The 26,491-nt window shown below is 73.5% G+C and carries 25 protein-coding genes; 5 read left to right on the top strand and 20 right to left on the bottom strand.

Annotated elements, in window-relative coordinates; all coding sequences use genetic code 11:
* Positions 1-50 precede the first annotated feature (50 nt).
* From ACSMX9_RS24280 to ACSMX9_RS24205, 16 genes are all read right to left on the bottom strand, one after another.
* Entirely contained in the window at positions 51-980 is a 930-nt protein-coding gene (locus ACSMX9_RS24280) for an ACP S-malonyltransferase (RefSeq protein ID WP_445396935.1), read from the bottom strand.
* Positions 977-2,089, bottom strand: coding sequence for a beta-ketoacyl synthase N-terminal-like domain-containing protein (locus ACSMX9_RS24275; protein ID WP_445396933.1), 1,113 nt, complete (start codon positions 2,087-2,089; stop codon positions 977-979). Before ACSMX9_RS24275 ends, ACSMX9_RS24280 begins: the two co-directional genes overlap by 4 nt.
* Before the next feature lie 32 nt (positions 2,090-2,121).
* Entirely contained in the window at positions 2,122-2,526 is a 405-nt protein-coding gene (locus ACSMX9_RS24270; protein WP_445396931.1) for a hypothetical protein, read from the bottom strand.
* Between the two features lies 1 nt (position 2,527).
* Positions 2,528-2,935, bottom strand: coding sequence for a hypothetical protein (locus tag ACSMX9_RS24265; RefSeq protein WP_445396929.1), 408 nt, complete (start codon positions 2,933-2,935; stop codon positions 2,528-2,530).
* Positions 2,935-3,261, bottom strand: coding sequence for a hypothetical protein (locus tag ACSMX9_RS24260; protein WP_445396927.1), 327 nt, complete (start codon positions 3,259-3,261; stop codon positions 2,935-2,937). The genes ACSMX9_RS24265 and ACSMX9_RS24260 overlap by 1 nt, the downstream gene beginning before the upstream one ends.
* Positions 3,254-4,252 carry an alpha/beta hydrolase gene (locus tag ACSMX9_RS24255; protein ID WP_445396925.1) on the bottom strand — a complete coding sequence of 333 codons (999 nt, stop codon included), beginning with the start codon at positions 4,250-4,252 and terminating at the stop codon, positions 3,254-3,256. The genes ACSMX9_RS24260 and ACSMX9_RS24255 overlap by 8 nt, the downstream gene beginning before the upstream one ends.
* Positions 4,252-5,046: an SDR family oxidoreductase gene (locus tag ACSMX9_RS24250; RefSeq protein ID WP_445396923.1), complete on the bottom strand. Its 795-nt coding sequence runs from the start codon at positions 5,044-5,046 to the stop codon at positions 4,252-4,254. The genes ACSMX9_RS24255 and ACSMX9_RS24250 overlap by 1 nt, the downstream gene beginning before the upstream one ends.
* Positions 5,047-5,123: 77 nt before the next feature.
* On the bottom strand, positions 5,124-6,146 hold the full coding sequence (locus ACSMX9_RS24245) for a beta-ketoacyl synthase N-terminal-like domain-containing protein (RefSeq protein ID WP_445396921.1): 1,023 nt from the start codon (positions 6,144-6,146) through the stop codon (positions 5,124-5,126).
* On the bottom strand, positions 6,143-7,348 hold the full coding sequence (locus ACSMX9_RS24240; RefSeq protein WP_445396919.1) for a beta-ketoacyl-[acyl-carrier-protein] synthase family protein: 1,206 nt from the start codon (positions 7,346-7,348) through the stop codon (positions 6,143-6,145). Before ACSMX9_RS24240 ends, ACSMX9_RS24245 begins: the two co-directional genes overlap by 4 nt.
* 44 nt (positions 7,349-7,392) lie before the next feature.
* Positions 7,393-8,448 carry a hypothetical protein gene (locus ACSMX9_RS24235; protein ID WP_445396917.1) on the bottom strand — a complete coding sequence of 352 codons (1,056 nt, stop codon included), beginning with the start codon at positions 8,446-8,448 and terminating at the stop codon, positions 7,393-7,395.
* Positions 8,448-9,341: an alpha/beta fold hydrolase gene (locus ACSMX9_RS24230; protein ID WP_445396915.1), complete on the bottom strand. Its 894-nt coding sequence runs from the start codon at positions 9,339-9,341 to the stop codon at positions 8,448-8,450. Before ACSMX9_RS24230 ends, ACSMX9_RS24235 begins: the two co-directional genes overlap by 1 nt.
* Positions 9,341-10,306 carry a beta-ketoacyl synthase N-terminal-like domain-containing protein gene (locus ACSMX9_RS24225; protein WP_445396913.1) on the bottom strand — a complete coding sequence of 322 codons (966 nt, stop codon included), beginning with the start codon at positions 10,304-10,306 and terminating at the stop codon, positions 9,341-9,343. The genes ACSMX9_RS24230 and ACSMX9_RS24225 overlap by 1 nt, the downstream gene beginning before the upstream one ends.
* Positions 10,303-11,460 (bottom strand): beta-ketoacyl synthase N-terminal-like domain-containing protein, encoded by a 1,158-nt coding sequence (locus tag ACSMX9_RS24220; RefSeq protein WP_445396911.1) that lies wholly within the window; start codon positions 11,458-11,460, stop codon positions 10,303-10,305. The genes ACSMX9_RS24225 and ACSMX9_RS24220 overlap by 4 nt, the downstream gene beginning before the upstream one ends.
* 34 nt (positions 11,461-11,494) lie before the next feature.
* The gene (locus ACSMX9_RS24215) at positions 11,495-12,721 is read right to left on the bottom strand and encodes a beta-ketoacyl-[acyl-carrier-protein] synthase family protein (RefSeq protein WP_445396909.1); all 1,227 of its coding nucleotides are present in this window, start codon (positions 12,719-12,721) and stop codon (positions 11,495-11,497) included.
* Positions 12,722-12,740: 19 nt separating this feature from the next.
* On the bottom strand, positions 12,741-12,992 hold the full coding sequence (locus tag ACSMX9_RS24210; RefSeq protein WP_351246199.1) for an acyl carrier protein: 252 nt from the start codon (positions 12,990-12,992) through the stop codon (positions 12,741-12,743).
* A gap of 387 nt (positions 12,993-13,379) precedes the next feature.
* Entirely contained in the window at positions 13,380-15,011 is a 1,632-nt protein-coding gene (locus ACSMX9_RS24205; protein WP_445396907.1) for an MFS transporter, read from the bottom strand.
* A gap of 784 nt (positions 15,012-15,795) precedes the next feature.
* Here ACSMX9_RS24205 and ACSMX9_RS24200 point away from each other — a divergent pair.
* The 3 genes from ACSMX9_RS24200 to ACSMX9_RS24190 all read left to right on the top strand — a co-directional run bounded on the left by ACSMX9_RS24200 (position 15,796) and on the right by ACSMX9_RS24190 (position 18,163).
* On the top strand, positions 15,796-16,434 hold the full coding sequence (locus ACSMX9_RS24200; protein ID WP_445396905.1) for a hypothetical protein: 639 nt from the start codon (positions 15,796-15,798) through the stop codon (positions 16,432-16,434).
* Positions 16,435-16,795: 361 nt separating this feature from the next.
* The gene (locus ACSMX9_RS24195; RefSeq protein ID WP_445396903.1) at positions 16,796-17,239 is read left to right on the top strand and encodes an ATP-binding protein; all 444 of its coding nucleotides are present in this window, start codon (positions 16,796-16,798) and stop codon (positions 17,237-17,239) included.
* Between the two features lie 150 nt (positions 17,240-17,389).
* Complete coding sequence (locus ACSMX9_RS24190; RefSeq protein ID WP_445396901.1) at positions 17,390-18,163, top strand: S1 family peptidase; 774 nt, start codon at positions 17,390-17,392, stop codon at positions 18,161-18,163.
* Positions 18,164-18,216: 53 nt separating this feature from the next.
* Here the strand turns inward: ACSMX9_RS24190 and argF are convergent, their stop codons facing one another.
* From argF to ACSMX9_RS24170, 4 genes are all read right to left on the bottom strand, one after another.
* Entirely contained in the window at positions 18,217-19,239 is a 1,023-nt protein-coding gene (gene argF, locus ACSMX9_RS24185) for an ornithine carbamoyltransferase (protein ID WP_445396899.1), read from the bottom strand.
* Positions 19,240-19,355: 116 nt separating this feature from the next.
* Entirely contained in the window at positions 19,356-20,597 is a 1,242-nt protein-coding gene (locus ACSMX9_RS24180) for an arginine deiminase (protein WP_445396897.1), read from the bottom strand.
* Between the two features lie 120 nt (positions 20,598-20,717).
* Positions 20,718-21,452, bottom strand: coding sequence for a class F sortase (locus ACSMX9_RS24175; protein ID WP_445396895.1), 735 nt, complete (start codon positions 21,450-21,452; stop codon positions 20,718-20,720).
* A gap of 108 nt (positions 21,453-21,560) precedes the next feature.
* Entirely contained in the window at positions 21,561-22,109 is a 549-nt protein-coding gene (locus ACSMX9_RS24170) for a hypothetical protein (RefSeq protein WP_445396894.1), read from the bottom strand.
* 322 nt (positions 22,110-22,431) lie between these two features.
* On the opposite strand from ACSMX9_RS24170, the gene ACSMX9_RS24165 reads away from it, so the two are divergent.
* A complete protein-coding gene (locus ACSMX9_RS24165) occupies positions 22,432-23,931 on the top strand; it encodes a 3' terminal RNA ribose 2'-O-methyltransferase Hen1 (protein WP_445396892.1) in 1,500 nt (499 codons plus the stop codon).
* The gene (locus ACSMX9_RS24160; protein WP_445396890.1) at positions 23,928-26,483 is read left to right on the top strand and encodes a polynucleotide kinase-phosphatase; all 2,556 of its coding nucleotides are present in this window, start codon (positions 23,928-23,930) and stop codon (positions 26,481-26,483) included. Before ACSMX9_RS24165 ends, ACSMX9_RS24160 begins: the two co-directional genes overlap by 4 nt.
* Positions 26,484-26,491: the final 8 nt, after the last annotated feature.

The following is a 26,491-nucleotide window of genomic DNA, read 5'->3' as shown; positions in this document are numbered from 1 at the left end:
CGTTCGGTCCGGCCTGCCTGGTCGGCGGGCCGGGAACGGGGTCCTTCGGTCTAACGGAGGTGGTCCACGGGCGTGTTGACGGTGACGACCGTCGCGTCGGGCAGCGTCCGCCGGACCATTCCGGCCAGGGTCCGTCCCGGCCCCAACTCCAGGAAACGCACGCACCCCAAGGCGTCGTGGAGCGTGCGCACTCCGCGTTCCCACAGCACGGGGCCGGTGAGTTGGCGCACCTCCAGGTCCGGCCAGTCCGCCTCCCCGCCCCGGTAGACCCGGGCGTCGACGTTGGCGACCACCGGCTCGTGGGAGGCGGCGAAGGGCACCGCCAGCAGGGCCCGGGACAGTTCCTCGCCCGCCGATGCCATCAGCGGGGTGTGGAAGGCGCCGCCCACAGCCACCCGGATCGCCTTGGCGTCGTGGTCACCGGCGAGGGACGCGACGTGCTCGACGCCCTCGTGGCTGCCGGACACCACGATCTGGCCGGGGGCGTTGAGGTTCGCCACCCACACCCGGTGCCCGGCCGCCCGGGCCGTGTCCACCATCGTGCGGGCGGTCTCGGCGTCGGCCCGCACCAGGACGGCCATGGTGCCCGGGTCGCGGCGGGCGGCCTCCCGCATGGCCCGGCCGCGGGCGGCGACCAGCCGGGCGGCGTCCGGCAGGGTCAGCGCGCCCGCCGCGTACAGGGCCACGTACTCCCCCAGGCTGTGCCCGGCGTGGGCGACGACCTCCGGGAGGTCCTCCCGGCTCCGCACGTGGTGCAGGACCACCACGGAGAGGGTGAAGACCGCGAGTTGCGCCAGGTCGGTCTCGCGCAGGGTCGCGTCGTCGGCCTTGAGCAGCAACTCCTCGACATCGGTCCCGGTGTGCGCGGAGACCTCCGCGGTGAGGCGCCAGGCGTCGACGTCCCGCCACGGCTCGCCCATCCCCGCGCGCTGGGCCCCCTGTCCGGGGAACAACAGTGCCGTCGGTGGTGCGCCGGTCACCGCTCGGCACCGCCCAGCAGCCGGAAGAGCCCGGCGGCGACCACGCCGTCCTGCTCGACGGAGGTGACCAGGGCGGTGCGGCCCGCCGAGGAGGGGTCCCGCTCGGCTTCGGCGAGCACGGTGGTGACCTGGAACGCGGCCGAGGCCGCGTAGGTGTCGCCGATCAGTTCGGCGCAGGGGAGCGTGCGGGGGGTCGCGTCCGCCCACACCTCGTGCAGGGCCGCCCGTTCGGCCTCGCCCTCGGGTCCGGGCACCTGGGAGGTCGCGACCGCCCACAGGTCCTCGGGTCCGGTGCCGCCGCGCTCCCGCAGGGTCCGCAGGCACTCGGCCAGCACGGTCCGGATGTCCTCGGGGCCGGCGGCGAACCCGAACTCCAGCCCCTCGACCGCGGCCAGTCCGTTCCGGCCGTGCTCCCGGGCCGTGTCCGCGCTCTCCACCAGCCACACCGCGGCGCCCTCGCCCAGCGGCGCGTCGCCCGGGGCTCCGCCCCGGGCGTGCCAGTCCAACCAGGCGCGGGCGGTGGAGTACTCCTCGACCGCGCCGCACAGCACGGTGGAGGCCCGCTCGGCCCGGTGCAGCCGCAGGGCGTACTGGAGGGCGAGCAGCCCGGTGGCCCGACCGCCGGCGATGGTGGTGTTGGGCCCCTTCAGACCGTGCCAGATCGCGGACTGTCCGGCCGCGCAGTTCATCACGGTGTTGGGGAAGCGGGCGGGGTCGACGAAGAACGGCTTCGCCCCCACCAGCGAGTCACGGGTGAAGTCCATGATGCTCTGGGCGCTGCCGGTGCTGGTGCCCAGGGCCAGCCCGGTGTCCGGTCCGATGCCTGGCAACCGGTCCTGGCCGCCGACCAGTTGGCCGAGCGCCGTCACGGCGAGCCCGGTGGCCCGGTCCATGGAGCGGGTGCCCTTGCGGCCCAGGCTCCGCCGGGTGTCGAAGTCCGGGACCAGGCAGGCCGTGCGTTGCGGCACGGTCCAGCGGTCGGTGTCGACCGGCGCCTCGGTGTCGAGCGCCCCGTGCGACCCGGCGCGGAACCCGGTGGCGTCCGGCCCCCACGGCGAGACGGCGGCCCACGCGGAGATCAACGGTCCGCGCTCGGCAAGGGTGGTCATCGTCTGTGCTCCTTCGGTCGTGGCGGGCGGCGTCACATGAACCACACCCGGGTGTACGAGGACCAGCTGCGCGCCAGTTCGCCCGGCCCCGCGAGCCGCACCCCGGGCAGCAGCCGGTCCGCGGCGTCCGGACCGGCCGCCCGGGTCAGGTCGGCCTGCTCGACCCAGACCTCGGTGCCCTCTTCCAGCAGGGTGCGCATCGAGCGGCGCGGATCGGGCAGGGTGTCCAGTTCGCGGCTGCCCAGCCGTATCGACGGCGTGTGGTCGGGCGCCGCGAGCCCGTAGGTCACGGCGTCACCGCGCAGCGCCAGGTGCAGGCCGCCGACCTGACGGTTGAGTTCGCGGATGAAGTAGAGGACGTCGGCGAACTGGGTCTCCACCGAGCCGCGGTAGGCGCGGTCGATCATGACCAGGGCGGGGTGGGTGGCGGTCGTCATGTCAGCACACCCCCAGGGTCAGGGTCTTGTCGGCCGCCACGGCGTGCTCCCAGAAGGTGAACGGGGGACGCCTGCGCACCTCGGGGATCTGCTCGGTCATGCCCCGCTCGTCGGAACAGAACCGGCAGACGTACCAGCGCAGTCGATCGGGGTGCTCGGCGAGCAGCCCGCGGGCCAGGGCGGTGGTCGAGGGGTAGTCGCGGGTCCAGTCCACGACGTTGCGGGGTTTGCTGTCGCCGAGGCCGAGGCGGGTGAGCCCGGTGGCGTCCCCGCAGGTCCAGATCTGCACGGTGGCGCCGCGTCCGAGCAGGGCGTGCGTCATCCGGAACCCGGTGGTCATCAGCTCCGTCCGGTGCGGGCCGCCGAACACGGCCAGCAGGACGTCGCTGCGGGCGATCTTCGAGGCCATCAGTGCCACACCACCCGGGTCTCGGGGGCCAGCAGCCGGGTGGCCACCTCGTCCATCTCCACCAGTCGCGCCTCGGGAACCAGGTCCTTCTGCGCCAGGGCGCGCTGGTGGACCGCGTACGCGTCGACGAGCAGTTCCCCGCCCACGCCGGTGAAGTCGGCGATCTCCGCGCAGGCTCCGGCGACCGCGGCGAACACGGCGTTGTCCACCAGGAGCAGGGACGTGCTGTCGCCGGCGCGGGCCAGGTGCGCGGCGTCGGTCACGAACCGGACGGCGCCGGGCCCGTAGGCGGGGCCCTCGCTCTCGATCAGGAGGTGTTCAGGCACGGCTGCGGGCCTCCTCGGGGCCGGGGGTCGGATGCCGGTCCGGTGCGGCGAAGGAATCGGACAGGAAGGTCAACACCTGCGTCTCGTACTCCTGCCGGTCGAAGCGGATGGCGTTCATGTGCATCGCGGTCGGCGCGACCCACAGCCGTGCCCCGGGCAGGGCGCCGGCGACCCGGCGCACCTGGTCCTCGGTGACCAGCGGGTCCGCCGCGCCGGCGACGAACATCAGCCGGGTGGGCACGCCGGTGAGGTCGGGGGGCCAGCGGCGGAGCGCCAGCATCCGCAGGGCCACCAGGCGGAAGGCGTGCCGGTAGCAGGCGAACGCGGGCCCGCCGCGCGCCCATGCGGGCAGGCCGGCCCGGCGCAGCGTGGCGAAGTTGGCCAGCCCGGCGCCGATGTCGTACAGCGGTCCGCTGTCCGCGACCACGGCGCACACCGGCGGGGCGCCGGGCTCGGTGAGCACGCGCAGGGAGGGCCAGGCGGAGAAGGAGAAGCCCAGCACGGCGAGCTTCCCCCGGCCCAGTTCGGGGTCGTCGGCCACCTGGCGGAGCACGTCGCGCAGGTCGCTGGTGTAGCGCCGGGCCATCCGGCCCAGCCGTCGGTCGCCGGTGCTCTCCCCGTGGTTGCGCATGTCGTAGGCGACGACGTGGTAGCCCGCCGAGTGGAGGAGGGCGATGTGGCCGAGGGTGCTGGACTTGGACCGTTCCACGCCGTGGCAGACCACCACGGTGTGGGGGCCGGTGCCGGGCACCACCCACGCCTCCAGGGTGACCCGGTCCATCCGGGTGGTCACCTGCATCCGGCGCATCGGCAGCTTCTTGTGCTCCGGGGTGCGTCCCACCTTGCTGCTCTCGGGGTGGTAGAGCCGGTGTGCGTGGCGGGCGCCGAGCCCGACCGCCCGTAGCAGTCGCCACGGCACCGTCAGTGCCCGCCGGGCGGTCCCGGGCGGGCGGCCCCTCCGGCCGGTGTCCTTGGTCCGTTCGTTCTCCATCAGGCGGTCAGGACCTCCCCGCCGTCGACACCGATGACGTTGCCGGTGATCCACGAGGTCTCGGAGCGGGAGAGCAGGGCCACCGCCTCGGCGACGTCCTCGGGTCGGGTGAGCCGCCCGTGCGGGTTGGTGCGGGTCGCGCGCTCGACCAGTTCGGCGCTCTCCGGGATGCGTTCCAGCGAGGGGGTGACGGTCACCCCGGCCCGGAGGGCGTTGACGGCGACCCCGCCGGGCGCCAACTCGACGGCCAGTTGCCGGACGTGGGCCTCCAGGGCGCACTTCGCCGCGGACACGGCGCCGTAGGTGGTGGTGACCTTGGCGTTGCCGGCGCTGGTCATGGCGTAGACCTTGGCGCCGGTGCGCAGCAGCCCGGCCGCGTGGAGGTCCTGGGTCCAGTACACGAGGGAGTGCGCCATCACGTCGAGGGTCATCGTCATCTGCCGTTCCGACAGCCCGGGCCGGCCGTCCCGGGCGATGAAGGGGACCAGGGTGCCGAAGGCCAGCGAGTGGACCAGGATGCGGATGCCCCGGTCACCGGTCAGTTCCCGGAACAGGGGGACCAGTTCGGCACGGGTGGCGGCGCGGGCCGCGTTGGCGTTGTGGAAGTGCACCCGGACGCCCAGGGAACGCAGTTCCTCGGCGGCCGCCTCGGCCTTCTCCCGGCCGCTGGCGGTGTCGAAGTGCACCCCCAGCACGTGCACGCCCTCGTGGGCCAGCTGCCGTGCCACGGCGAGCCCCATGCCGCTGGAGACGCCGAGCACCAGCGCCCAGGATCCTGCGAGCGGTGTTGCCATTGCCCTACTCCTCGTGTGTCGTGGTGCCGTGGACGGCGTCGCCGCCGCTCGTTCGCCCGGCGTGCCGGGTACCGGGTTCACCCGGCCGGGCCCGCGGCCGTCGGTCCGGCGTGCGTCGGCCGGTCGGCCGCCGTGAGGTCCTCGCGGGCCGGGAGGACCCAGCAGACCGCCACGTTGCCCTGGGCGGACGCCGTGACCACCGCCCCGGGGCGGTCCGGTCGCCGGTGGAGCGTGCCCACCGACTGGAGCAGCGGCTCCAGGGCGCCGGAGCCGGCGGGGGCGTGCCGGACGTCCGGGCCGAGGACCCGGTGCACCGCCGTGGCCAGGGTCGAGCCGTCCAGCACCGCGGTGACGGAGCCGGGTTCCGGTCCCTCGACCCCGGCGGGGCGGTCGTCGAGCAGCCGACCGATCCGGGCCCGGGCCTCGTCCGGGGCCGCGTCGGGCGGTACGTAGCAGGAGCGCACGGCCAGGTGTCCCAGGGCCGTGCCGCCCCGGGCCCGGAGCAGGTCGGTCCGCTCCAGCACCAGGGCGACCGCGCCGACCTCGGAGCGGTCGGCACCCGGGTCGCGGGGGTCGAGGGCCTCTTCGGTGGCGCCGGCCAGCAGCCAGGAGGCCCGGCCCAGCCGTACCGAGCGCAGCCCGGTCTGGACGGCCTCCAGACCGGCGACGCGCGGGGTGGTGAGGGTCAGGTTGAAACCCTGGAGCCGGTGCTCCATGGCCATCCGGCTGCCGAACAGGTTGATCGAGAAGTACGGCGCGGTGGCCGGGCTGAGGTCGGACGCGCCGGCCCCGACGATCGTCTCGTCCATCGCGGTGTGCAGCGCCTCGGCGGCGCTGTTCGTCCCGACCGCGGCACCGCGGTCCTCCGGTGGGAGAGCCGGGCCGCCGGCCGCCGCGAGCGCGCGGTTGGCGGCGGCCAGGTAGTACTGCGCCGCCGGGGGGAGGTACTTGTAGCCGCGGCGACCGAGTTCGACCCGGTGGTCGAACCAGTCGCCCGGGGTGCTCGGGCGGGGCGCGTCGGCGGCCCGGGCGTCGCCGCCGCGCGGGGTCACCACCCCGATGCCGGTCACCGCCACCTCGGTGGCGTCGAAGCCGGTCACGCGGCCACCTCCTGGAGGACGAGGGAGACGTTGTTGCCGCCGAAGGCGTAGGCGTTGACCAGGACCGACCCGCCCTCCAGCGGGCCGGTGCGCTCCGGGAGCAGCACCCCGCACTCGGGGTCGGGGTGCTCCCGGGCGACGTTCGGGGGCACCTCCCGGTGGTGCACGATGAGGGCCGCCGAGAGCGCGGCGAGTGCTCCCGCGGCGCCGCCGGTGTGGCCGATCAGCGACTTGAGGCTGTACAGCGGACGTTCCTCGGCGAGCGGGCCGAGCAGTCCCGCCAGGGCTCGGCTCTCCACCGTGTCGTTGATCAGGGTGCCGGTGCCGTGCGGCACCACGCAGCCGAGGTCCCCGACCTCGATGCCGGCCTCCGCCACGGCGCGCCGCATGGCACGGGTGATCTGGGTGCCCTCCGGTTCGATGGCGGTGGTGTGGTGCGCGTCGCAGCTCCATCCCGCCCCGGCCAGCCGGGCGTACGCCCGTCGCGGAGAGCGGCGGCGGGCGTGGGCCGCGGACTCCAGCACCAGCGCGGCGGCGCCTTCCCCGAACACGGTGCCGGCCCGGTCCGCGTCGAACGGGCGGCAGCGCAGCGGGTCGACCGCGCCCAGCCGGTTGAAGCAGCCGAGGGCGACCCGGGAGTAGGCTTCGGCGCCGCCGGCCACCACCACGTCGGCCTCTCCGGAGCGGATGAGGTCGGCGGCCAACGACACCGCGAAGCCGCTGGCCGCGCAGGCGTTGCTGACGCTGGTGTTGGGGCCTTCCGCGCCGACCAGTCGGCCCACGGCGGCGGCCACCGAGAAGGTCGGGCTCCAGGCGTCGTGCCGGGGGCGGGCCCCGAGCCGCCACTCCTCGTGGAGCCCGGCGTCGCCCATGCCCGTGCCGATGACCACGGCCACCCGGCGGGGATCGGCGTCCAGGGTCGCGGAGCCGTCGCCGGTCAGTCCGGCGTCGGCCAGGGCCTGCCGGGTGACGTCCAGGGCGTACCGCGAGCCGGCGCCCAGCTGCTGCCCGTCCAGCGTGCCGGGGTCGGGGGGCAGGTCGTCGGCGGGCACCGAGTACATCAGCGGGACGGCCATGCGGGCGGCGGGGTCCGTCGTGGGTCGGGGCGCGCTGGTGGCCCGGGCCATGCCGTCCCGGAAGGCGTCGACTCCCCTGCCGAGGCAGCTGAGGACACCGAGTCCGGTGATGAGTACGTCGTCCATGGGTCTCTCCGAGGAGTGCGTGGGTGGCGGACGCCCGGGCGGCCTCAGGCGGACGCGTCGGGGCCGGCCTCGCCCTTCAGGGTGCGGACGACGTGGTCGTCGAAGTTGACCAGGGACCAGTCGCGGCGGTTCTCGATCACCGCGTAGCCGTGGGTGATCCGCCCGGTGGCGGTCTGCACCAGGGCGCCGTCCCGGACGACGTAGCAGTCCATCCGGGAGGTGTAGGTGAGGTCCTTGAAGACGTCCTCCACCGTGTAGACGGTGTAGAGGTCCTCCTCCATCAGCGCCTCGTCGAGGATCTGGATGCGGGAGTGCGGAACGACCGGGATCCAGCGGCGGTCGTCCAGGAGGGTGCGGATGGAGATGCCCCGGTCGGCGAGGAAGAGGTCGACGACCTCCTCCATCTGCCGCAGGTAGCCGGACATCTGGAGGCGCTCCGTGAAGTGGCAGTAGGGGTAGGGGATGCGCCACTTCCAGCCGAAGGCGTTGGCGTCCCGGGTCAGCAGGTCCAGCACCGGGTCGGTGCTCCCCCCGGTGCCCCGGCCCCGGCCGAGCGCGGTGGTGTCGGCGGGCTCGACGGCGGTCCCGTGGGCGGTGGTCTCCGCGGCGGTTCCGCCGAGGTGGGCGCCCAGCCGCTCCACCACGAAGGGGGCGAGTTCGGCGGGCGGCTGCTCGGCGCTCTGGAGGTAGCCGTCGGGCCGCAGCGAGACCCTGACCTTGGAGGTGACGGCCTTGACCGGGGCGCCGTCCCGCTCGATGGTGAGCGTCACCCGGAAGCCGAGGGTGGCGGCCCCGTCCCCGGTGTCGGGGGCGACCTGCGCCTCTGCGGTGTCGTCCAGGTGGAAGGCGTGCAGGATGCGGGTGTCCAGGTCGACGACGTCGAGTCCGAGTCCGAACTCCTCGTACAGCGAGCGGGAGGACAGCCCGGCACTGCGGAAGTGGTCCAGGACGGCTTCCTCGACCAGGTAGTTGACGTGCTTGAAGCCGATCCAGGTGCAGATGTTGGAGCCCTCGTAGCGGGGCCGAACGGACACGGTGGTGGTGGCGTTCAGCAGGGCCTTGGTGGCGGCGGCCACGGTGGGGTCGAGCGTTTCGGTCATCAGGGTGCTCCAGGTGAGGGAACGGGGCCCGGCCGTTTCCGGGCCGTGAGGTCGTGGAGGTCGCGGACGAGTCCGTTGACGAGGGACGCGAAGGTCCCGGGCCGTTCGACCATGGAGAAGTGGCCGACGCCGTCCAGGACGTGGAGGGCGGCGTCGGGCAGCCTGGCGGTCAGTGCGCGGGCGTCGTCCGTCCGGGCCGCGATGTCCTCGCTGCCGCTGACCAGGAGGAACGGCAGGTGCATCGCCGGGGTCCGCAGGTCGGGCGTGGACAGGTAGGTGTCGAAGAACCGCATCCACCCGTGGCAGCCGACCCGGTCCCTGACTTTGACGGCCATCCGTTGCCGGATGTCGGCGGCGAGTCGCCCCGCGGAGCGGACCCGGACGCCTTCTTCGAGGATCGCCTCGAAGCGGTTGAGGTGGTAGGAGAGCGCCGCCCAGTCGAAGTCGGCGGCCCGGGCCCGGTAGAACGGCGCGGCGAGCACGACGCCGCGCAGCGCGCCGGGACCGGTCGGACCGGGCGCCCACCGTCCGGTGCCGGCTTCCGGCGCACCGGTGACGGCGGTGTCGAGCCAGCTCAGCGCCGCCCCGGCGCCGAAGGAGTGGGCGACGAGGACGGTGGGGCCGCCGGGCACCGCGTCGACGGCCTCCCGGACCCAGCGGGCGGGCGGGGTGCGCCACCACTCGGGCGTCCCGGAGCCCCGCCAGGGCAGTTCCGCCGTCCACACCTCGCACTCCGGGTCGAGCAGGGGCAGCAGCCGGTCCCAGGTGTCGGAGCCGGCAGCCAACCCGTGCAGCAGCAACAGGCGCGGGCCGTCGCCGCCCGCCCCCGCCCGGACCCGGGAGACCAGGACGGGGGTCTCGGGCTGGACGGCGAGCCCCCGGACACCGTTCATCAGCCGGCCTCCCCCGCCCGGCGCAGCACCAGCCCCGCGACCGCGTCGCAGCCGTCGTCGCCGTTGGTGAGCAGGACGGCGCCGGGCCCGGCCCCGGTCAGCAGGCCGACCGCCGCGGCGCCCTGGGCGACGCCCAGGGCGCCGGAGGCGTGGCCCAGGACGGCGTCCAGCGCGTGCCGGGGCATCCCCTCGGTCCCGGGCACCGGCCGGTCGGGGTCCAGGCCCTCGGAGGTGAGCCACGCGCCCGGCACCGGGCCTGGCGCCCCCAGCAGCGCGGCGACGCAGGCGTCCACCGAGCCCCGGCGGGCCTGGTCGCCCACCTCGGCGACGGGGGGCACCCCGCGCCGGTGCGCCGCGGGCACGCCCTCCAGCACCAGGGCCACCGCGCCGTCCAGCGCGGTCGTGGCCGGGTGGCCGGTCAACGCCTCGGTGACCTCGTTGTGCGTCTCGACCCCGACGACCACCGCGCGTTCGGCGCGACCGGCCCGGATCAGCCGGACCGCCCACCCGAGGGCGTCCAGCCCGCTGGTGGCGCCGTTGCACACCATCAGATTGGGGCCGCGGAGCCCGAACCGGATGGCGATCGAGGAGGCCACCACGTTGCTGGAGGCGTTGGGCAGCCCCATCGGGCTGATGCCCTCCACCGAGTCGGTCGCGATCTCCGCGGCCGTGCGGCAGACGGTGTCGAGGTTGCCGAAGTTGGAGCTGGCGACCACGGCGGTGGAGGCGCCCCACGCGCACCCTTCGCCGTCCGCGGGAACCAGCCGGGAGTCCCGCAGCGCGTCGCGGACGGCGACCAGGGCGAGTTGGGTGGCGCGGTCCTTGTAGCGCAGCCCCTTGCGTCCGATGCGGTCGGCCGGGACGACGGGGCCGCCGTCGGCGGTGGCCCGCAACAGGTCGGCGGGGGTGTCCACGCCCGGCAGGGCCGAGCCGATCCCGGTGATGCCCACGCGGAGGATGCTCATGCTCGGTTCCCGCCCTTCTGGATGCGTTCGACGACGGCCACCGTGTTGACCCCGCCGAACCCGAAGGCGTCCACCTGGGCGAGCGTCAGGTCCGGTGCCCGGCGTTCGCGGTCGCGGACGAAGCGGAACCGGGCGGCCTCCCGGACCGGTTCGTCCAGGCCGAGGGTCGCCGGGACGCGTCCGGTGGCCATGGCCCGGAGGGCCACGACCAGGCTGAGCAGCCCGGAGCCGCCGGAGGTGTGCCCGGTCATGGACTTCAGCGCGGTCATCAGCGGGCCGGTGACGTCCTCGCCGTAGACCGTCGCGACGGCCGCGGCCTCCGCCTCGTCGTTCAGCAGGGTGCCGGTGCCGTGCAGCATCACCAGGTCGATGTCGGAGGGCTTCACCCCGGCCCGGTCGTGGGCCTCCCGGACGGCCGCGGTGATGCCGGTCGGGTCGGGGGCGGTGACGTGGTGCGCGTCGCAGTTCATGCCGACCGACCGGAGTCGGCCGAGGGCGCCAGCCACCGGGCCGTCCTCGCGGCGGAGCACCACCGCGACCGCGCCCTCCCCCATCAGCACGCCCTTGCGCGCCCGGTCGAAGGGCTGGACGCGCTGCGGCGGGTCCATGTGCACCCGGTCCAGCAGTCCGTACATGCTCTCGGTCAGGGTGTCGACGCCGGCCACCACCACCGTGTCGCTCTCGCCGGCCTCGATCAGGTCCGCGCCCAGGGCGAGGGCGTGCAGCGAGGCGGAACAGGCGTTGGAGAAGGTGTGGCTCTGCACCGCGCCGAACCGCTCGCGCAGTGCCGTGCCGAAGTGCAGCCGGTCGACGTCGAACCCGGCGCCGTCGCGCCAGGCCAGCTCCGCCGAGCGCAGTTCCCGCAGTCCGGTGCCGACGAGTACCGGCACGTCGTGGAGGTCTTCGCCGAGGCCCGCCTGACGGGTGGCCTCGGCGACCGCCGCGAGCAGCCAGTCGGTCGCCCGGTAGGGCCGGTCCGGGCGGCCCGGGGGCCGGTCGTCGATCTCGTAGGCGTGCCGGGTGCGGTACTGCGCGGCGTCGAAGCCGCGGAGTTCGGCCAGCCCGCTCCGGCCCGCGCACAGGGACTCGAAGACCTCGTTCACGTCGTCGCCGATGCTGGCCTTCGCACCGGCTCCGGTCACCAACACGCTCATCACGCCCCTCCCGGGCACGTCAGGCGGAGCCGCATCACGTGCCCTCGTACCTGCCGTAGATCACGACGGAGTTGTTGCCGCCGAAGGCGAGTCCGTTGTTCTGCACCACCCGGAGGTCGGCCTCGACCGCCTGGTTGGGCACGCAGTCCACGGCGCACTCCGGGTCCGTCTCCACGTGGTTGATGGTCGGCGGGATGAACCCCTCGGTGAGGGAGAGCGCACAGGCGATGGAGGCCAGGGCGCTGGCGGCGCCCATGCTGTGCCCGATCATCGACTTGATCGAGACGGTGCGCGGCGGACGCGGCCCGAAGACCTGGCGGATGGCGGCGGCCTCGGTCACGTCGTTGGCCCGGGTGCCGGTGCCGTGCGCGGAGATGAAGTCGACCTCGGACGACTTGACCCCGGCGTCGTCCAGGGCGAGTTGCATGCACCGGGCGACGCTGTCCTGGTTGGGCGCCACCGGGTGGTGGGCGTCGCAGTTCAGGCCGTAGCCGAGCACCTCGGCGTAGATCCGGGCACCGCGCGCCAGGGCGGACTCCAGGCTCTCCATCAGCAGGACGCCGGCGCCCTCGCCGGTGAGGATGCCCTTGCGGTTCAGGTCGAACGGCTGGCAGCGCTCCGGGGCGATGGTGCCCAGCCGGTAGAACCCGGTGAAGGTCTTCCGGCAGAGCGAGTCCGCGCCGCCGCACAGGGCGTAGGTGACGTCCCCGCTGCGGATCGCGTCGTAGCCGTAGCCGATGGCGTAGTTGCCGGCGGCGCACGCGGTCGGCAGGGTGACGGCCTCCACCCGGGAGAGCCCCAACTCCTGTGCGACCGCGCCGGACAGCCGGCCCGCCGGCACGCGTCGGGCCACCCCGGCGTCCATCGCCTCGGGGCCGTGCCTGACCTCGGACTCGACGAGTTGGTCGAGGTCGCGGGATTCCCCGTCGGTGGTGCCGATCGAGGTCAGGCAGCGGTGCCGGCGGAGTTCGGCCTCGTCCAGCCCCGCGTCGGCAACGGCCATCCGGGCCGCCGAGACGGAGAACTGGCTGGCCCGCCCCAGGCTCTCGGGGTCGAGCCGACGTATCCACCGGCCGGAGTCGAAGTCCTCGATCTCGCAGCCGATGGAGTACGCGAACCCGGTGGTGTCGAAGGCCGTGATGGGTCGCGCCGCACTACGTCCGGCACGCAGGCCGGTCAGGAACTCCTGAGTTCCGATACCGATGCTCGACACCGTTCCGAGCCCGGTGATGACGACCCTGCGGGCCGATTCCTGGAGCATGGTCTCCCCGATTCTCCGACTACCAGCCGGCGGCTTCGGAAACGACCTCGTAGACTCCGTTCAGATTCACCATGCGACCCAGTTCGGACTGGTCGATGACGATGTTGAATGCCTTCTCCAAGGAGGCCAGGATTTCGATCGCACGCAGCGAGTCCGCGTTGTGGTCCTCCTTGAAGAGGCTTTCCTGGGTCACCTCTTCCGGTTCCAGTTCGAGGATGTCGCAGACAATGTCGCGGATCTTCGCCTGACGCTCGTCCACCACAGTGCTCATAGTTTCCCGCCTTCGCTTCCCGGAATTCCCTTCCAGCGCGCCCCACGCTAGGACCGGGCGGGAATCCCATCAAGGCGGATGACCTCTAGCTGCCGCACCCGGTTCACGAACGGCCGTGAGCGATGGAAACGCAGCAGAAGCTGCCAGTCCACGGCGCAACCGCCGACCGTTTGGTGCCACGGGAACGCGCAGGGCGGCCCCTCGCCAGGCCGTCCGTCCGCGCTCCCCCGCACCGGCACCGGGCGGGACGGCGGGCGGCAGCGGCATGTCCGCTCCCTCTGCCCGACCGTCCGTCACCACGACGTGCCTCATGACTGGTTGACCCGCGACATGCGTACGCCCCCGGCCGCTGGTGCGGTCCGGGGGCGTACGGCGCGGGGTGCGGGGTCAGCGGGCTTCTCGGGCGTCCGCGGCGGGGGGCGCGGTCCGGTCCGCCGGGCCCGGGGCGGCCTCCTCGCCTTCGGGGGCGGGGGTCCGGGAGAGGTTGCCGACGAAGGTGATCAGGATGATCACCGCCCCGGCCACCGCCATCGCACCGCCGATCACCGTGGTGATGTGCATGGCCTGGAGGAAGCTGTCGTCGGCTGCCTGGACCAGGTGGGGCAGGCCCTCCTGGTCGGCCACGTACCGCGCGCCCTCCGGGGAGTTCTCCGCCTGCTCGACCACCCGCTTGGGCAGTCCGGAGAGGGTGGGCGTCATCTCGTCCCGGTAGACGCTGACGAGCACGGTCCCCAGCACCGCCACCCCGAGCACGCCGCCGATCTGGCGCATCGAGTTGTTGACCGCGGAGCCCACGCCGGTGCGGTCCGCGGGGAGCGCCGCGATGATCACCTCGGTGGTGGGGGCGACGCTGGCGCCCAGCCCGAGCCCCTGGACCACCAGCAGCAGCCAGAACCAGGGCAACGGGGTGTCGTTGTCGAAGAGGACGTAGCCGAAGAAGGTCGCGGCGGCGATCAACATGCCCCCGGCGACCACCAGGCGGGCCCCCCAACGCTTGACCAGGACCGCCGAGACGGGCGCGCCGAGCAGGACGCCGAGCGCCACCGGAGCGAGGGTCATGCCCGCCTCGAACGGGGTCTGGCCGCGCGGCCCCTGGAGGTAGAAGGTGGCGTAGTACTGGGAGCCGGTCAGCCCGAAGAAGGTGAGCATGACCGCCACGCTCGCCCCGGTGAACCTCCGGTTGCGGAACAGCCGGATGTCGAAGCTCGGGTGGGGGATGCGCAGCTCCACCACCACGAAGGCGGCCAGGAGCAGCAGGCCCAGGGCGATGAGTCCGAGGACGTCCCAGGCCACCCACGCGTTGCGGTGGCCGCCCTCGATGATCCCGTAGACGACGGCCAGCACGCCCACCGTGGACAGCAGGACGCCCACCGGGTCGAAGCGCCGCCGGGTGAGCGAACGGGCGACGGGCAGCAGGAGGTACCCGCCGACCACCGAGACCAGCACCAGGGGCACGTTGACCAGGAAGACCGACCCCCACCAGAAGTGTTCCAGCAGGGCACCGCTGAGCAGGGGACCGGCCGCGATGGCCAACCCGCTGCACCCGGACCAGATCGCGATCGCCTTGGCGCGGTGTCGGGGGTCGAACACCTCGGCGATCAGCGAGAGCGTCGCGGGCATGATCAGCGCGCTGCCGACGCCCATGACGGCCCGGGCGAGGATCAGTTCGCCCGGCGAGCCCGCCCAGGCGGCCCAGGCGGAGCAGACGCCGAAGACGCCCAGTCCGACCAGCAGGATGCGGCGCTGCCCGTAGCGGTCGGCCAGCACGCCGCCGGTGAAGAGCAGCACGGCGAAGACGAGGGTGTAGGAACTGATGCTCCACTGGAGCTCGTTGGGGGTCGCTCCGAGGCCCTCGTCCGGGTCGGCCAGGGTCTTGAGCGCGACGTTGAGGATGGTGTTGTCGAGCCACACCGCGAGTTGGGCGAGGACCAGCACGGAGAGGGCCAGCCACTGCCGTGGGGTCGGGGAGGCGGGGGCCGGATCAGCCGGCCGGTCGGTGGTCCGTTCTCTTGCGCTCACGAGTTCCGTTCCTCAGATGGGGGCGCCCTGGGCGCGCTCCCGCAGCGGCGTCGACGTCGTCCGGGGAGGCCGATCACCCGAGAGTGACAACAACGGGCCTCACATCACCCGAACAAGCCGTTACTTGGCAGCAAGTGTCAGCGGAGCGGTAGGCGACGTTCAAGATTCGCATGAATTCTGACAACTACCTGTCAGGCCACTATCGGTCCACCCCCTTCGGCAAGAGCCGCGGCCCCCGGCGACAACAACCTGCCCGCGCCCCGGCTCAGGGTAGCGGAAAGCGTCGCTCCGCCCGCAGGTCGGGAAGCTTCCGGGGAATTGCGATCACGCACCGCCACATCAACACAAGGGCAATCACGCACAGTTCCTTGAAGCTGCAACCACACCCTGGCCACGGTGGGACATTCTTCCTGCGTGCTACGCTCACAAGTGGTTCAAAATCATCAGCAAGCACTTCTTCCACACGCTATCCGAAGCCAATTAGCGGCATCTGAGAGCTCATCCGATCCGCACCTCTGAAACGCCTTTTCGACGGGGCAGGGCGAATACGGGCACGGGGTCCGAAAACGCACGGAGGTCGCGGCGCGAAGAGCGGGGGAATGACAAGTTGCTACAGGATCACAAAGAGTCGGTCAACGCATTCGCAACTCGAAACTCACCTTGGGGAAACAATGTCGTCGAACACCTGATGCGCCAGGATTCCGTTCCGCACATCCCGGCGCCCGGCACCCGGCGCATCACGGGGTCGGTGGACGCGACCGACCCGGAGGTCTCGATTCGGTGGATGGCTCGACTCGTCCTCACCGCGGAAGAGAGCGTCACCTGGTGCCTGGGGGACATCATGCCCTCGGCCTCCGACGAAAGCACGGCCAAACGTCTGCGCATCATCAGACGGGCCGTCACCGAACTCGTCGACCACGGCGTACAGATGAAACTGATATGCCGTCAAGAAGACCTGGAGGACAACAGAATCTTCCAGCAGTTGAAGGCCATGCGCCCCCAGGCCATCATCGCCGGCGGTTCGCACTACAGCATCGCCGTGATCGACACCGAGATGACCGTGTTCCGGCACAGCACCGCGGAGAACCCGCGGACGCCGGGCGGCATCGTCATCCACGACTCCACCGTCGCGAACGCCTTCCACCACCTCATGACGGTCGGTGAGCAACCGGTGGAGTCGCACCCCGCCTTCCTGGACACCACCGCCGACGCGGCGCGTCACCGGAACCTCGTGCGGGTCCTCGACCTGATGAGCAAGGGGTTCACGGACGACGCGGCGGCCAAGGCCACCGGAATGTCCGTGCGCACCTACCGGCGGCACGTCGCGACGCTCATGAACGAGTTGGGCGCCCGGTCCCGCTTCCAGGCCGGCGTCCTCGCCGCCCGAACAGGTCTGCTGACCCCCGCGCTCAGACCGCACTGACCGGCCCGCCCCCCGAAGCCTCACCCCCGCACCACCGGGCGACGCCGTACCGGGCCGACGACGTCGCCGCACCCCCGTCCAGCACGCCGCTTCCGTCCCGCAGCCGAGCGGGGCGGAAGCCGGGCCCTCCGCGTGCGACGGCCCCGCCGCCGCACGGCCCGCCCCGCACGGCCCGCCCCGTGCCGACGCCCCCGACGGAGCACGGGGCGCGTTTCCTCCCCCGCCCCGTTCCGGCCCGTCCGTCCCCCGCCGGCGGGTCCGCGCGGCGTCGACCGCGCCCGCCGTTCGGCGGGCGAAGGCGACCCCGTACCATGCAGGAAGTTGACGGCCGGACCATCTGCGCTGCCCCGAACGGATCGCCTTGCACGAGTCATCCGCCTCCGCCTCCTGGCGCATCGCGCTGCCGCACTCCACCGCGGCGGTGCCGGTGGCCCGTGCCCTCGTCCGGACCGCGCTCACCGACGCCGCCGAGGTCCGGGACACCGCCGACTGCGACACCGCGGAGCTGTTGACCGCGGAGCTGGTGGCGAACGCCGTCGAGCACACCGCCGGGGACGAGCCCATCCAACTGGTCGTCGCCCTGCTGCCGGGCGGGTGCCAGGTGGAGGTGCACGATCCGGACCCCTGCCCGCCGGGCGGCCTGACCCGTCCCGCCCTCGACCCCCCGGACCCCTGGCGGGAGGACGGGCGCGGGCTGCTGCTGATCCGCGCGCTCAGCTCGGCCTGCGGACACCGCACCACCGAGTCCGGCAAGGCCGTGTGGTTCACCCTCTCCGCGGTGCCCGGGCCCCGGCACGCCCGCTGAGGCCCTCCCGCGGGCGCCCGCACCGGCCGTCGGGCCGTCAGCCCCTGCGCAACCGCGGCACGGTCGGGGGAACGCGCCTGTGGATCATGACGTCCTGCTGGGTACGGACCGCGGGGGCCAGCCCCGCGGTCCCTGCCCGAAGGGGATCACATGTCCAGCTTCGCCCAGCGCACCGGCGGTGCGCTCGTCGCGTCCGCACTCGCCGTGGCCACGCTCACGGCGGTGGCCTCGCCCGCCGTCGCCATCCACGGCGGGAAGAACACCACCACCGGCGCGCACCCGTACATGATGCAGTTGCGGACCGCGGGCGGCGAGCACGTCTGCGGGGGCACCCTGGTGGCGCCCACCAAGGTGCTCACCGCCGCGCACTGCGTCCGCGAAGCGGACGCGGCGCTGAAGTTGAAGGTCGTCGGCGGGCGCACGACCCTGGCAGCCACCAACGGCACGGTGCGCTCGGTGACCGACGTCCGGCTGCACTCGCGGTACGACGGCTTCCTCCGCAACGACGCGGCGGTGCTGACGCTGTCCGCCCGGATGCCCTACGCGCCGCTGCCCGTCGCGGGCCCCCGGGACAACGCCAAGTACGCCCTGGGCAAGACCGCGAAGGCCGTGGGGTGGGGGCTGACCGCCCGGGACACCCCGGCGACCCGGCTGAAGGAGGCCACCCTCACCATCGCCGCCCTGCGCACCTGCGAGCCGTTCACCGACGCGACCCACACCCGGGCCGGGACGGTCTGCGGGGCTCCGCCGGCCGGCACGAAGGACAGCATCTGCCGGGGCGACTCGGGCGGCCCGCTGGTCGCCGGGGGCAAGGTGATCGGCATCACCTCGACCGGCAACAAGTACTGCGACGGCGACCACCCGGACTCGGTCTTCACCCGGGTCAGCGCGGTGACCGCGGACCTCGGCCTGCCCGTTTCCTGACCGCCGCGCCGGACCGGGTCCCCGCCGCCCCGGGGCGGCGGGGAGCCGGCGCGTCAGCCGGCGGAAGGCCCCGCGAGGGTGGCGACGAGGACCGCCTTGATGGTGTGCAGCCGGTTCTCCGCCTCGTCGAAGACGACGGAGTACGGGGACTCGAAGACCTCGTCGGTGACCTCCAGCGAGTCCCGACCGTACGTCTCGTACAGCTCCCGGCCGACCTTGGTGCCCAGGTCGTGGAAGGCCGGCAGGCAGTGCAGGAACCGCACGTCGGGGTTGCCGGTGGCGCGGAGCACGTCCATGGTGACGGCGTACGGGCCGAGGGCGGCGATCCGCTCGCCCCAGACCTCCTTGGGCTCCCCCATGGACACCCAGACGTCGGTGGCGACGAAGTCCGCGCCGCGCACGCCCTCGGCGACGTCCGCGGTCAGGGTGAGCCGCGCCCCGCTGCCCTCGGCGAGCGCGCGGGCGCGCGCCACGACCTCCGGGGCGGGCCAGTACGCCTCGGGCGCGACGATCCGGACGTCCATGCCGAGCAGGGCACCGGTGATCAGGTAGGAGTTGCCCATGTTGAACCGGGCGTCGCCGAGGTAGGCGAAGGCGACCCGGTCCAGCGGCTTGGTGCAGTGCTCGGTGACGGTCAGCGCGTCCGCGAGCATCTGGGTGGGGTGCCAGTCGTCGGTCAGTCCGTTGTAGACCGGGACCCCGGCGTGGGCGGCGAGCTCCTCCACGGCGGACTGGCTGTCGCCGCGGTACTCGATCCCGTCGTACATCCGGCCGAGCACCCGGGCGGTGTCCTTGACGGACTCCTTGTGCCCCATCTGCGAACCGGACGGGTCCAGGTAGGTGGTGCTGGCTCCCTGGTCGGCGGCGGCGACCTCGAAGGCGCACCGGGTGCGGGTGGAGGTCTTCTCGAAGATGAGCGCGATGTTCCGGCCCCGCAGCAGCGGTGTCTCGGTGCCGGCCTTCTTGGCCGCCTTCAACTCGGCGGCCAGGGTGATCAGGGCCGTGAACTCGTCGGCGGTGAAGTCCAGTTCCTTCAGGAAGTGGCGGCCGGTGAAACCGGTCGGGACAGTCACCATGCGGGGCTCCCAGGGCGAGGCGTCGGGCAGGAACAGGAACTGGAACTATATACGACTACCAGCATTTATATGCAAGGGGGTCGATCCGGTCACGCCGGCCCCACCGGCCCGCCCCGTCAGCCCCCGGACACCGCCGCACGCTCCAGCGGGCAGCTCATGCACCGGGGGCCGCCCCGGCCCCGGCCCAGCTCGCTGCCCGGGATCTCGATCACCTCGATGCCCTGCCGGCGCAGATGGGTGTTGGTGGTGGCGTTGCGCTCGTAGGCGACGACCACGCCCGGTTCCACCGCGAGGACGTTGCACCCGTCGTCCCACTGCTCCCGCTCGGCGGCCCGCACGTCCTGGGTGGCGGTGAGCACCCGGATCTCGCTCAACCCGAGGGCCGCCGCGATCGCCCGGTGCATCTGCTCCGGCGGGTGGTCGGTGACCTTCAGTTCGCTGCCGTCCGTCCCGGGCTCGATGGTGTACGAGCGCAGCATGCCGAGCCCCGCGTACTGGGTGAAGGTGTCCCCGTCGACCATCGTCATCACCGTGTCGAGGTGCATGAACGCCCGCCGCTTGGGCATGTCGAGGGCCACGATGGTGCGGGCCGAACCCGCCGCGAACAACTTGTGCGCCAGCATCTCCACCGCCTGGGGCGTGGTGCGCTCGCTCATCCCGATGAGGACCGCCCCGTTGCCGATGACCAGGACGTCGCCGCCCTCGATGGTGGACGGGTAGTCGGCCTGTCCCTCGGACCAGAGGTGGAACGGGCCCGCGGGCCCGGCCGCGAACAGCGGATGGTGGCGGTAGATCGCCTCGAAGTGCACCGTCTCGCGGCGCCGGGCCGGCCAGCGCATCGCGTTGATGGAGACCCCGTCGTAGATCCAGGCGGAGGTGTCGCGGGTGAACAGGTGGTTGGGCAGCGGATCGAGCAGGAAGCCGTCCAGTTCCATGGCGTGGAAGCGGACCGAGGTCGGCTCCGGGTGGCCGTCCAGGAACTCGCGTTTGGTCATGCCGCCCACCAGCGCCTCGCAGAGCTGCGGCGCGGGCAGCGCGGCGAACGCGGCCCGCAGGTGTCCGGTGGCCAGCGGACCGTACTCCTTCTCGTCGAAGACCCGGTCCAGGACGAGCGCCCGGGCCTCGGGCACCTCCAGCACCTCGGCGAGCAGTTCGCCGAAGAGGTGCACGACCACGCCCCGGTCGCGCAGGACGTCCGCGAAGCCGTCGTGCTCCTGACGGGCCCGGCGCACCCACAGCACGTCGTCGAAGAGCAGGGCGTCCTTGTTGCGGGGGGTGAGCCGCTTCAGCTCCAGGTCGGGCCGGTGCAGTATGACGCGGCGCAACCGTCCGGTCTCGGAGTCGACGTGGAATCCCATGGCTTCTACCTTCCCCGAATCCCGCCCCGACACGACGCCCGGCACGCGGGGCCCCGGCGGCACGCTCCGGCCGGCGGGCGGACGGGGCCGGCGGGCGTCCGGCGGGGAGCCCGGCGGCGGTCAGCGCACGCCGGTGAGGTGGGCGAAGACGACCACGTTCGCGTCGTAGCCGGTCGCCTCCTCGAAGATGCCGCCGCAGGTGAGCAGGCGCAGCTCGGGGCGGCCGGTGTCGCCGTAGACCCGTTCCGCGGGGAAGCCCTCGCGGGGCAGCACCTCCACCCCGTCGACGGTGAACACCGCGGTGCGCCCGTCGCCGCGGGTGACCTCGACGGTGTCGCCGTGGACGAGCGAGCCCAGCGAGTAGAAGACCGCGGGCCCGGTGCGGGTGTCGACGTGGCCGGTGAGCACCGCGGCGCCGCGCTCGCCCGGGCTGGGCCCGGCGCTGAACCAGCCGGCCGTGCCCGGTTCGGTGGGCGGCGGGGCGTCCAGCTGCCCCCGGGGGTCGTAGCCCACGGCCCGGAGCGGGGCGTCCACGCCGATCGCGGGAATCCGGACGGCGTCCGGGCGGGCGACGGCGAGCGGTGCGGGGCCGGTGGAGGCCGCGGGTCCGGAGGCGGCCGGCGCCGGGCGGACCGCCGCGGCGGGCGAGGGTTGCGGCGGCCCGGGCACCGGGTCGCCCTGCACCAGCCGGACCCCGACGAGGACGGCGAGCGCCAGCGACGACCAGCCGACCCGGTACCGCCGGGCCCGTTCGGTGCGCACGGCCCTGCGGTGCGCGTCGAGCGCGGCCAGGAGGGCCGCACCCTCGACGGAGTGCCGGGCCGCCGCTCCCCCGGGGTGTCGGTACGCGTCCATGCCGGGTCTCCTTCCGACCGCCCGGGCTCCCGGGCCTCCGTGGTGTGTGCCACCGGGCCGGCCGGGGCGGTGGGCGGCCCCGGCCGGATTCCCCGGTGCGGTCCTTCGTCAGAGGGCGCGGCGCCGGGCCCGGAACAGGAAGGCGCCGCCGACCGCGGCCCCCGCGATCAGGACGCCGCCCGCCGCCGTGGCGAGGGCGTCGTCACGGTCGCCGCCGAACCCGCCGTGCGCACCGCCGGCGGGCACCACCTCCAGCACCCCGGCCAGGTGGGCCCCGTTGTCGCAGGTGCCGTGGACCTCGTGCCGGCCGGGGCGGGCGTGCTGCGGCACGTCGATGCGGCCGCTCAGCTCGTCCCGGCCGAACTGGGTGCCCCGGTCGTCGCCGCCGGTGCGGCCGTCGCGGGTGAGCCGGACGTGCCGCACCCCCAGGGACTCGGCGTTGACCGTGGCGCTGGTGCTGTTCCCGCAGGAGAAGGTGCGCGCGGTGGTGGTGTGTCCGGCCCGCACCGGGTCGGGCGAGAACGACAGGGTATGGGCACCGGGCCGTGGTTCCGGCGCGCCGCCGGCCGGGGCGCCGGCCGCGAGGGCCAGCGGTGCCGCGAGGGCTACCGTCGCCGCGGCCGCCCCGGCCGAGGCGAGCATGCGTCGAGCGTTCATGTGATCCTCCGTCAGGCACCGGCCGCACGCGGAACCTTGCCCGCGCGCTGACGAGAGCCGGTGCCGTCGCCCCCTCATCTGACGGCCCGTCGAATCGGGACGCATCCCCACTGGCCCGGCGGAGCCACCGGCACCCGCCCGACCGCCCCGGGTGGCGGACGACAACACCGCAGGTCAGCACCGGTACCGCTGGGGCACTCAGGTGATCTTCCTGTGGTGCGCCCGCACGGGTAGCGGCCCTGACCCGCGGAACGCCCCCGGCTCCGGGCGCCGCGGGAAACCCGCTCGCCCGCCGACCCGGACCACCGCCATACTCGAAAGGGTGTTCCTCACCATCACCACGATCGGCAGCCCCGGGCGTCCCGCCACGGACCTGGGGTACCTGCTGCACAAGCACCCCGACCGCAGCCAGACGTTCCGCGCCTCGTCGACCCACGGCACGGCGCACGTCTTCTACCCGGAAGCGACCGAGCAACGGTGCACCGCCGCGCTGCTCCTGGAGGTCGACCCGGTGGGCCTGGTCCGCGCGTCCAAGGGCAAGGACCGCAAGACGCCCGACGCCTCCCTCGCCCAGTACGTGAACGACCGCCCGTACGCGGCCTCCTCGCTGCTGGCCGTCGCCCTCGGCCGGGTGTTCTCCAGTGCGCTGAAGGGGCGGTGCACTGCCCTGCCCGAGCGGGCCGCCCAGCCGCTGCCGCTACGGATCGAGGTCCCCTCCCTGTCCGCGCGGGGCGGCCCCGAGCTGGTGCACCGGATGTTCGAGCCACTCGGCTGGACGGTCACGGCCACCCCGGTCCCCCTGGACGAACGGTTCCCCGCGTGGGGCGCCTCGCGCTACGTCCGGCTCGCCCTGGAGAGCGAGGCCCACACCCTCGGCGAGGCCCTGCGCCAGCTGTACGTGCTGATGCCGGTGCTCGACGCCGCCAAGCACTACTGGGTCTCCGAGGACGAGGTGGACAAGTTGCTGCGGGCCGGCGAGGGATGGCTCGCCACCCACCCGGAGCAGAAGCTCATCACCGGACGCTTCCTCAACCGCCGGTGGGCACTGGCCCGCACCGCGCTCGAACGACTCGCCCTGGAACGACTCGCCCAGAGCGACGACACCGACGTCGAGACCTTCGACAACGCCGTCGACGAGGCGGCCGACACCGAAGAGAAGCCGGTCCCCCTCGCGGTGGCCCGCCGCACGGCGATCCTCACCGCACTGGACGAGAGCGGCGCGGCCCGGATCCTCGACCTGGGCTGCGGCCAGGGCCAGTTGGTGAAGGACCTCCTGGGCCACGCCCGGTTCACCGAGGTCGTCGGGGTCGACGTGTCGGCCCGGGCGCTCGCCATCGCGGCCCGTCGGCTGCGCCTGGACCGGATGGGCGAACGACAGGCCGCCCGGGTCACGCTCCTCCAGGGCTCCCTGATGTACACCGACCGCCGTCTCGCGGGCTACGACGCGGCCGTGCTCTGCGAAGTCGTCGAGCACGTGGACGCGGCCCGGCTACCCGCCCTGGAGTACTCCGTGTTCGGTGCCGCCCGACCCGCGACGGTCATCGTGACCACCCCGAACGTGGAGTACAACGTGCGCTGGGAGTGGCTGCCCGCCGGGCAGCCCCGCCACGGCGACCACCGCTTCGAATGGCGGCGGGACGAGTTCCGCGCCTGGGCCGAACGGGTGGCCGCACGGTACGGGTACGCGGTCGAACTGCGCCCGGTGGGCCCGCAGGACCCCGAGGTGGGCGCGCCCACCCAACTCGCCCTGTTCCACCGGGAACCCGGCAACGCCCCGTCCGCCCACCGCGACCACGACCCGAAGGAGGACACCGCGGCATGAGCACCACCGAACCCACCGCCTCCGGCGGCACACGAGACCTGGGCGTCACCGACCTGTCGCTGGTCGTCCTGATCGGCGCCACCGGCTCCGGGAAGTCGACCTTCGCCCGCCGGCACTTCCGCCCCACCGAGATCGTCTCCAGCGACTTCTGCCGGGGACTGGTCGCCGACGACGAGAACGACCAGTCGGCCTCCGGTGACGCCTTCGACCTCCTGCACTACATCGCCGGCAAGCGCCTCGCCGCCGGCCGGCGCACCGTCGTCGACGCGACGAACGTCCAGTCCGGGGCGCGGGCCCAGCTCGTCCGACTGGCCCGCGAACACGACGTGCTCCCCATCGCCATCGTGCTGGACGTGCCCGAGGCCGAGTGCGCCCGGCGCAACGCCACCCGGGCGGACCGCGCCGACATGCACCCCCGGGTCATCAGCCGCCACCAGCGGGAACTGCGCCGTTCGCTGCGCGGACTGGAACGCGAGGGCTTCCGCAAGGTCCACCTGCTGCGCGGAGTGGAGGCGATCGACTCGGCGCGGATCGTCACCGAGAAGCGGTACAACGACCTCAGCCACCTCAGCGGCCCGTTCGACCTCATCGGCGACGTCCACGGCTGCCACCGCGAACTGGAAACCCTGCTGGAAGAGCTCGGCTACGTCGACGGCAGCCACCCCGAAGGCCGGACCGCCGTCTTCGTGGGCGACCTCGTCGACCGCGGACCGGACAGCCCGGCCGTACTGCGCCGGGTCATGGACATGGTCGCGTCCGGCGACGCCCTCTGCGTGCCCGGCAACCACGAGAACAAGCTCGGCCGCTGGCTGAAGGGACGCAAGGTCCAGATCACCCACGGACTCGCCGAGACCGTGGCCCAACTGGAAGCCCAGAGCGAGGAGTTCCGCGCCGAGGTCGCCGCCTTCGTGGACGGGCTGGTCAGCCACTACGTGCTGGACGGCGGCAAGCTCGTCGTCTCCCACGCGGGTCTGCCGGAGAAGTACCACGGCCGCACCTCCGGCCGGGTCCGCTCGCACGCCCTGTACGGCGACACCACCGGCGAGACCGACGAGTTCGGGCTGCCGGTGCGCTACCCCTGGGCGGACGACTACCGCGGCAGGGCCGCCGTCGTCTACGGCCACACCCCGGTCCCCGAAGCCCGCTGGATCAACAACACCCTCTGCCTGGACACCGGTTGCGTGTTCGGCGGCAAGCTGACCGCACTGCGCTACCCCGAACGCGAACTCGTCGACGTGCCCGCCGAACGCGTCTGGTACGAGCCGGTGCGCCCGCTGCTGAGCGAAGAGCCGGGCCGCACCGACGAGCGCCCCCCGGACCTGGCGGACGTCCACGGCCGGCGCACCGTGGAGACCCGGCACGGCGGCCGGGTGGCGGTCCGCGAGGAGAACGCGGCCGCCGCCCTGGAGGTGATGAGCCGCTTCGCGATCGACCCGCGGCTGGTGCCCTACCTGCCGCCGACGATGGCGCCCACCGCGACCTCGCGCCGGGACGGCCACCTGGAGCACCCGGCGGAGGCGTTCGCCCAGTACGCCGCGGACGGGGTCGCCCGGGTCCTGTGCGAGGAGAAGCACATGGGCTCGCGGGCCGTCGTCCTGGTGTGCCGGGACGCACACGCGGCCCGGGAACGGTTCGGCGTCGACGGCCCCACCGGTTCCCTGTACACCCGCACCGGGCGCCCGTTCTTCGACGACTCCGCGGTCACCGAAGAGATCCTGGACCGGGTGCGGACCGCGGTCCGTGCGGCCGGGCTGTGGGAGGAACTCGACACCGACTGGCTGCTCCTGGACGCGGAGCTGATGCCCTGGTCACTGAAGGCGGGCGGCCTGCTGCGCAGCCAGTACGCGGCCGTGGGCGCCGCTGCGGGCAGTGCGCTGCCCGCAGCGGTCACGGCCCTGACGCGGGCCGCGGCACGCGGCGTACCCGTCGACGGGCTGCTGGCACGGCAACGGGAACGCGCCGTCGACACCGCCGCCTTCACCGAGGCGTACCGCCGCTACTGCTGGACCACCGAGGGACTGGACGGCGTGCGGCTGGCCCCCTTCCAGGTGCTGGCCGCCCGGGGCAGGTCCCTGGCCGGGCTCCCCCACGACGAACAGTTGGCCCTGATCGACCGGCTCGTGGCCCACGACCCGACCGCGCTGCTCATCCCGACCGGGCGGCTCGTCGTCGACACCGGCGACGAGGAGTCCGTCGAGGCCGGCGTCCGGTGGTGGCAGGAGCTGACCGGGGCGGGCGGCGAGGGCATGGTCGTCAAGCCGCTCCAGGCCCTGGCCCGGGACGGGCGGAACCGACTGGTGCAGCCCGGCATCAAGTGCCGGGGCCGGGAGTACCTGCGGATCGTCTACGGACCCGAGTACGCGCGCCCCGACCACCTGGAGCGCCTGCGCTCGCGGCACCTGGGGCACAAGCGGTCACTGGCCCTGCGCGAGTACGCCCTCGGACTGGAGTCCCTGGAGCGGCTGGCCGAGGGGGAGCCGCTGTGGCGGGTGCACGAGACGGTGTTCGCGGTGCTGGCCCTGGAGTCGGAGCCGGTCGACCCACGGCTGTGACCCGCGGA

The organism is Streptomyces sp. LE64 (assembly GCF_052606915.1).
This window is presented reverse-complemented; position numbering and strand designations above follow the sequence as displayed.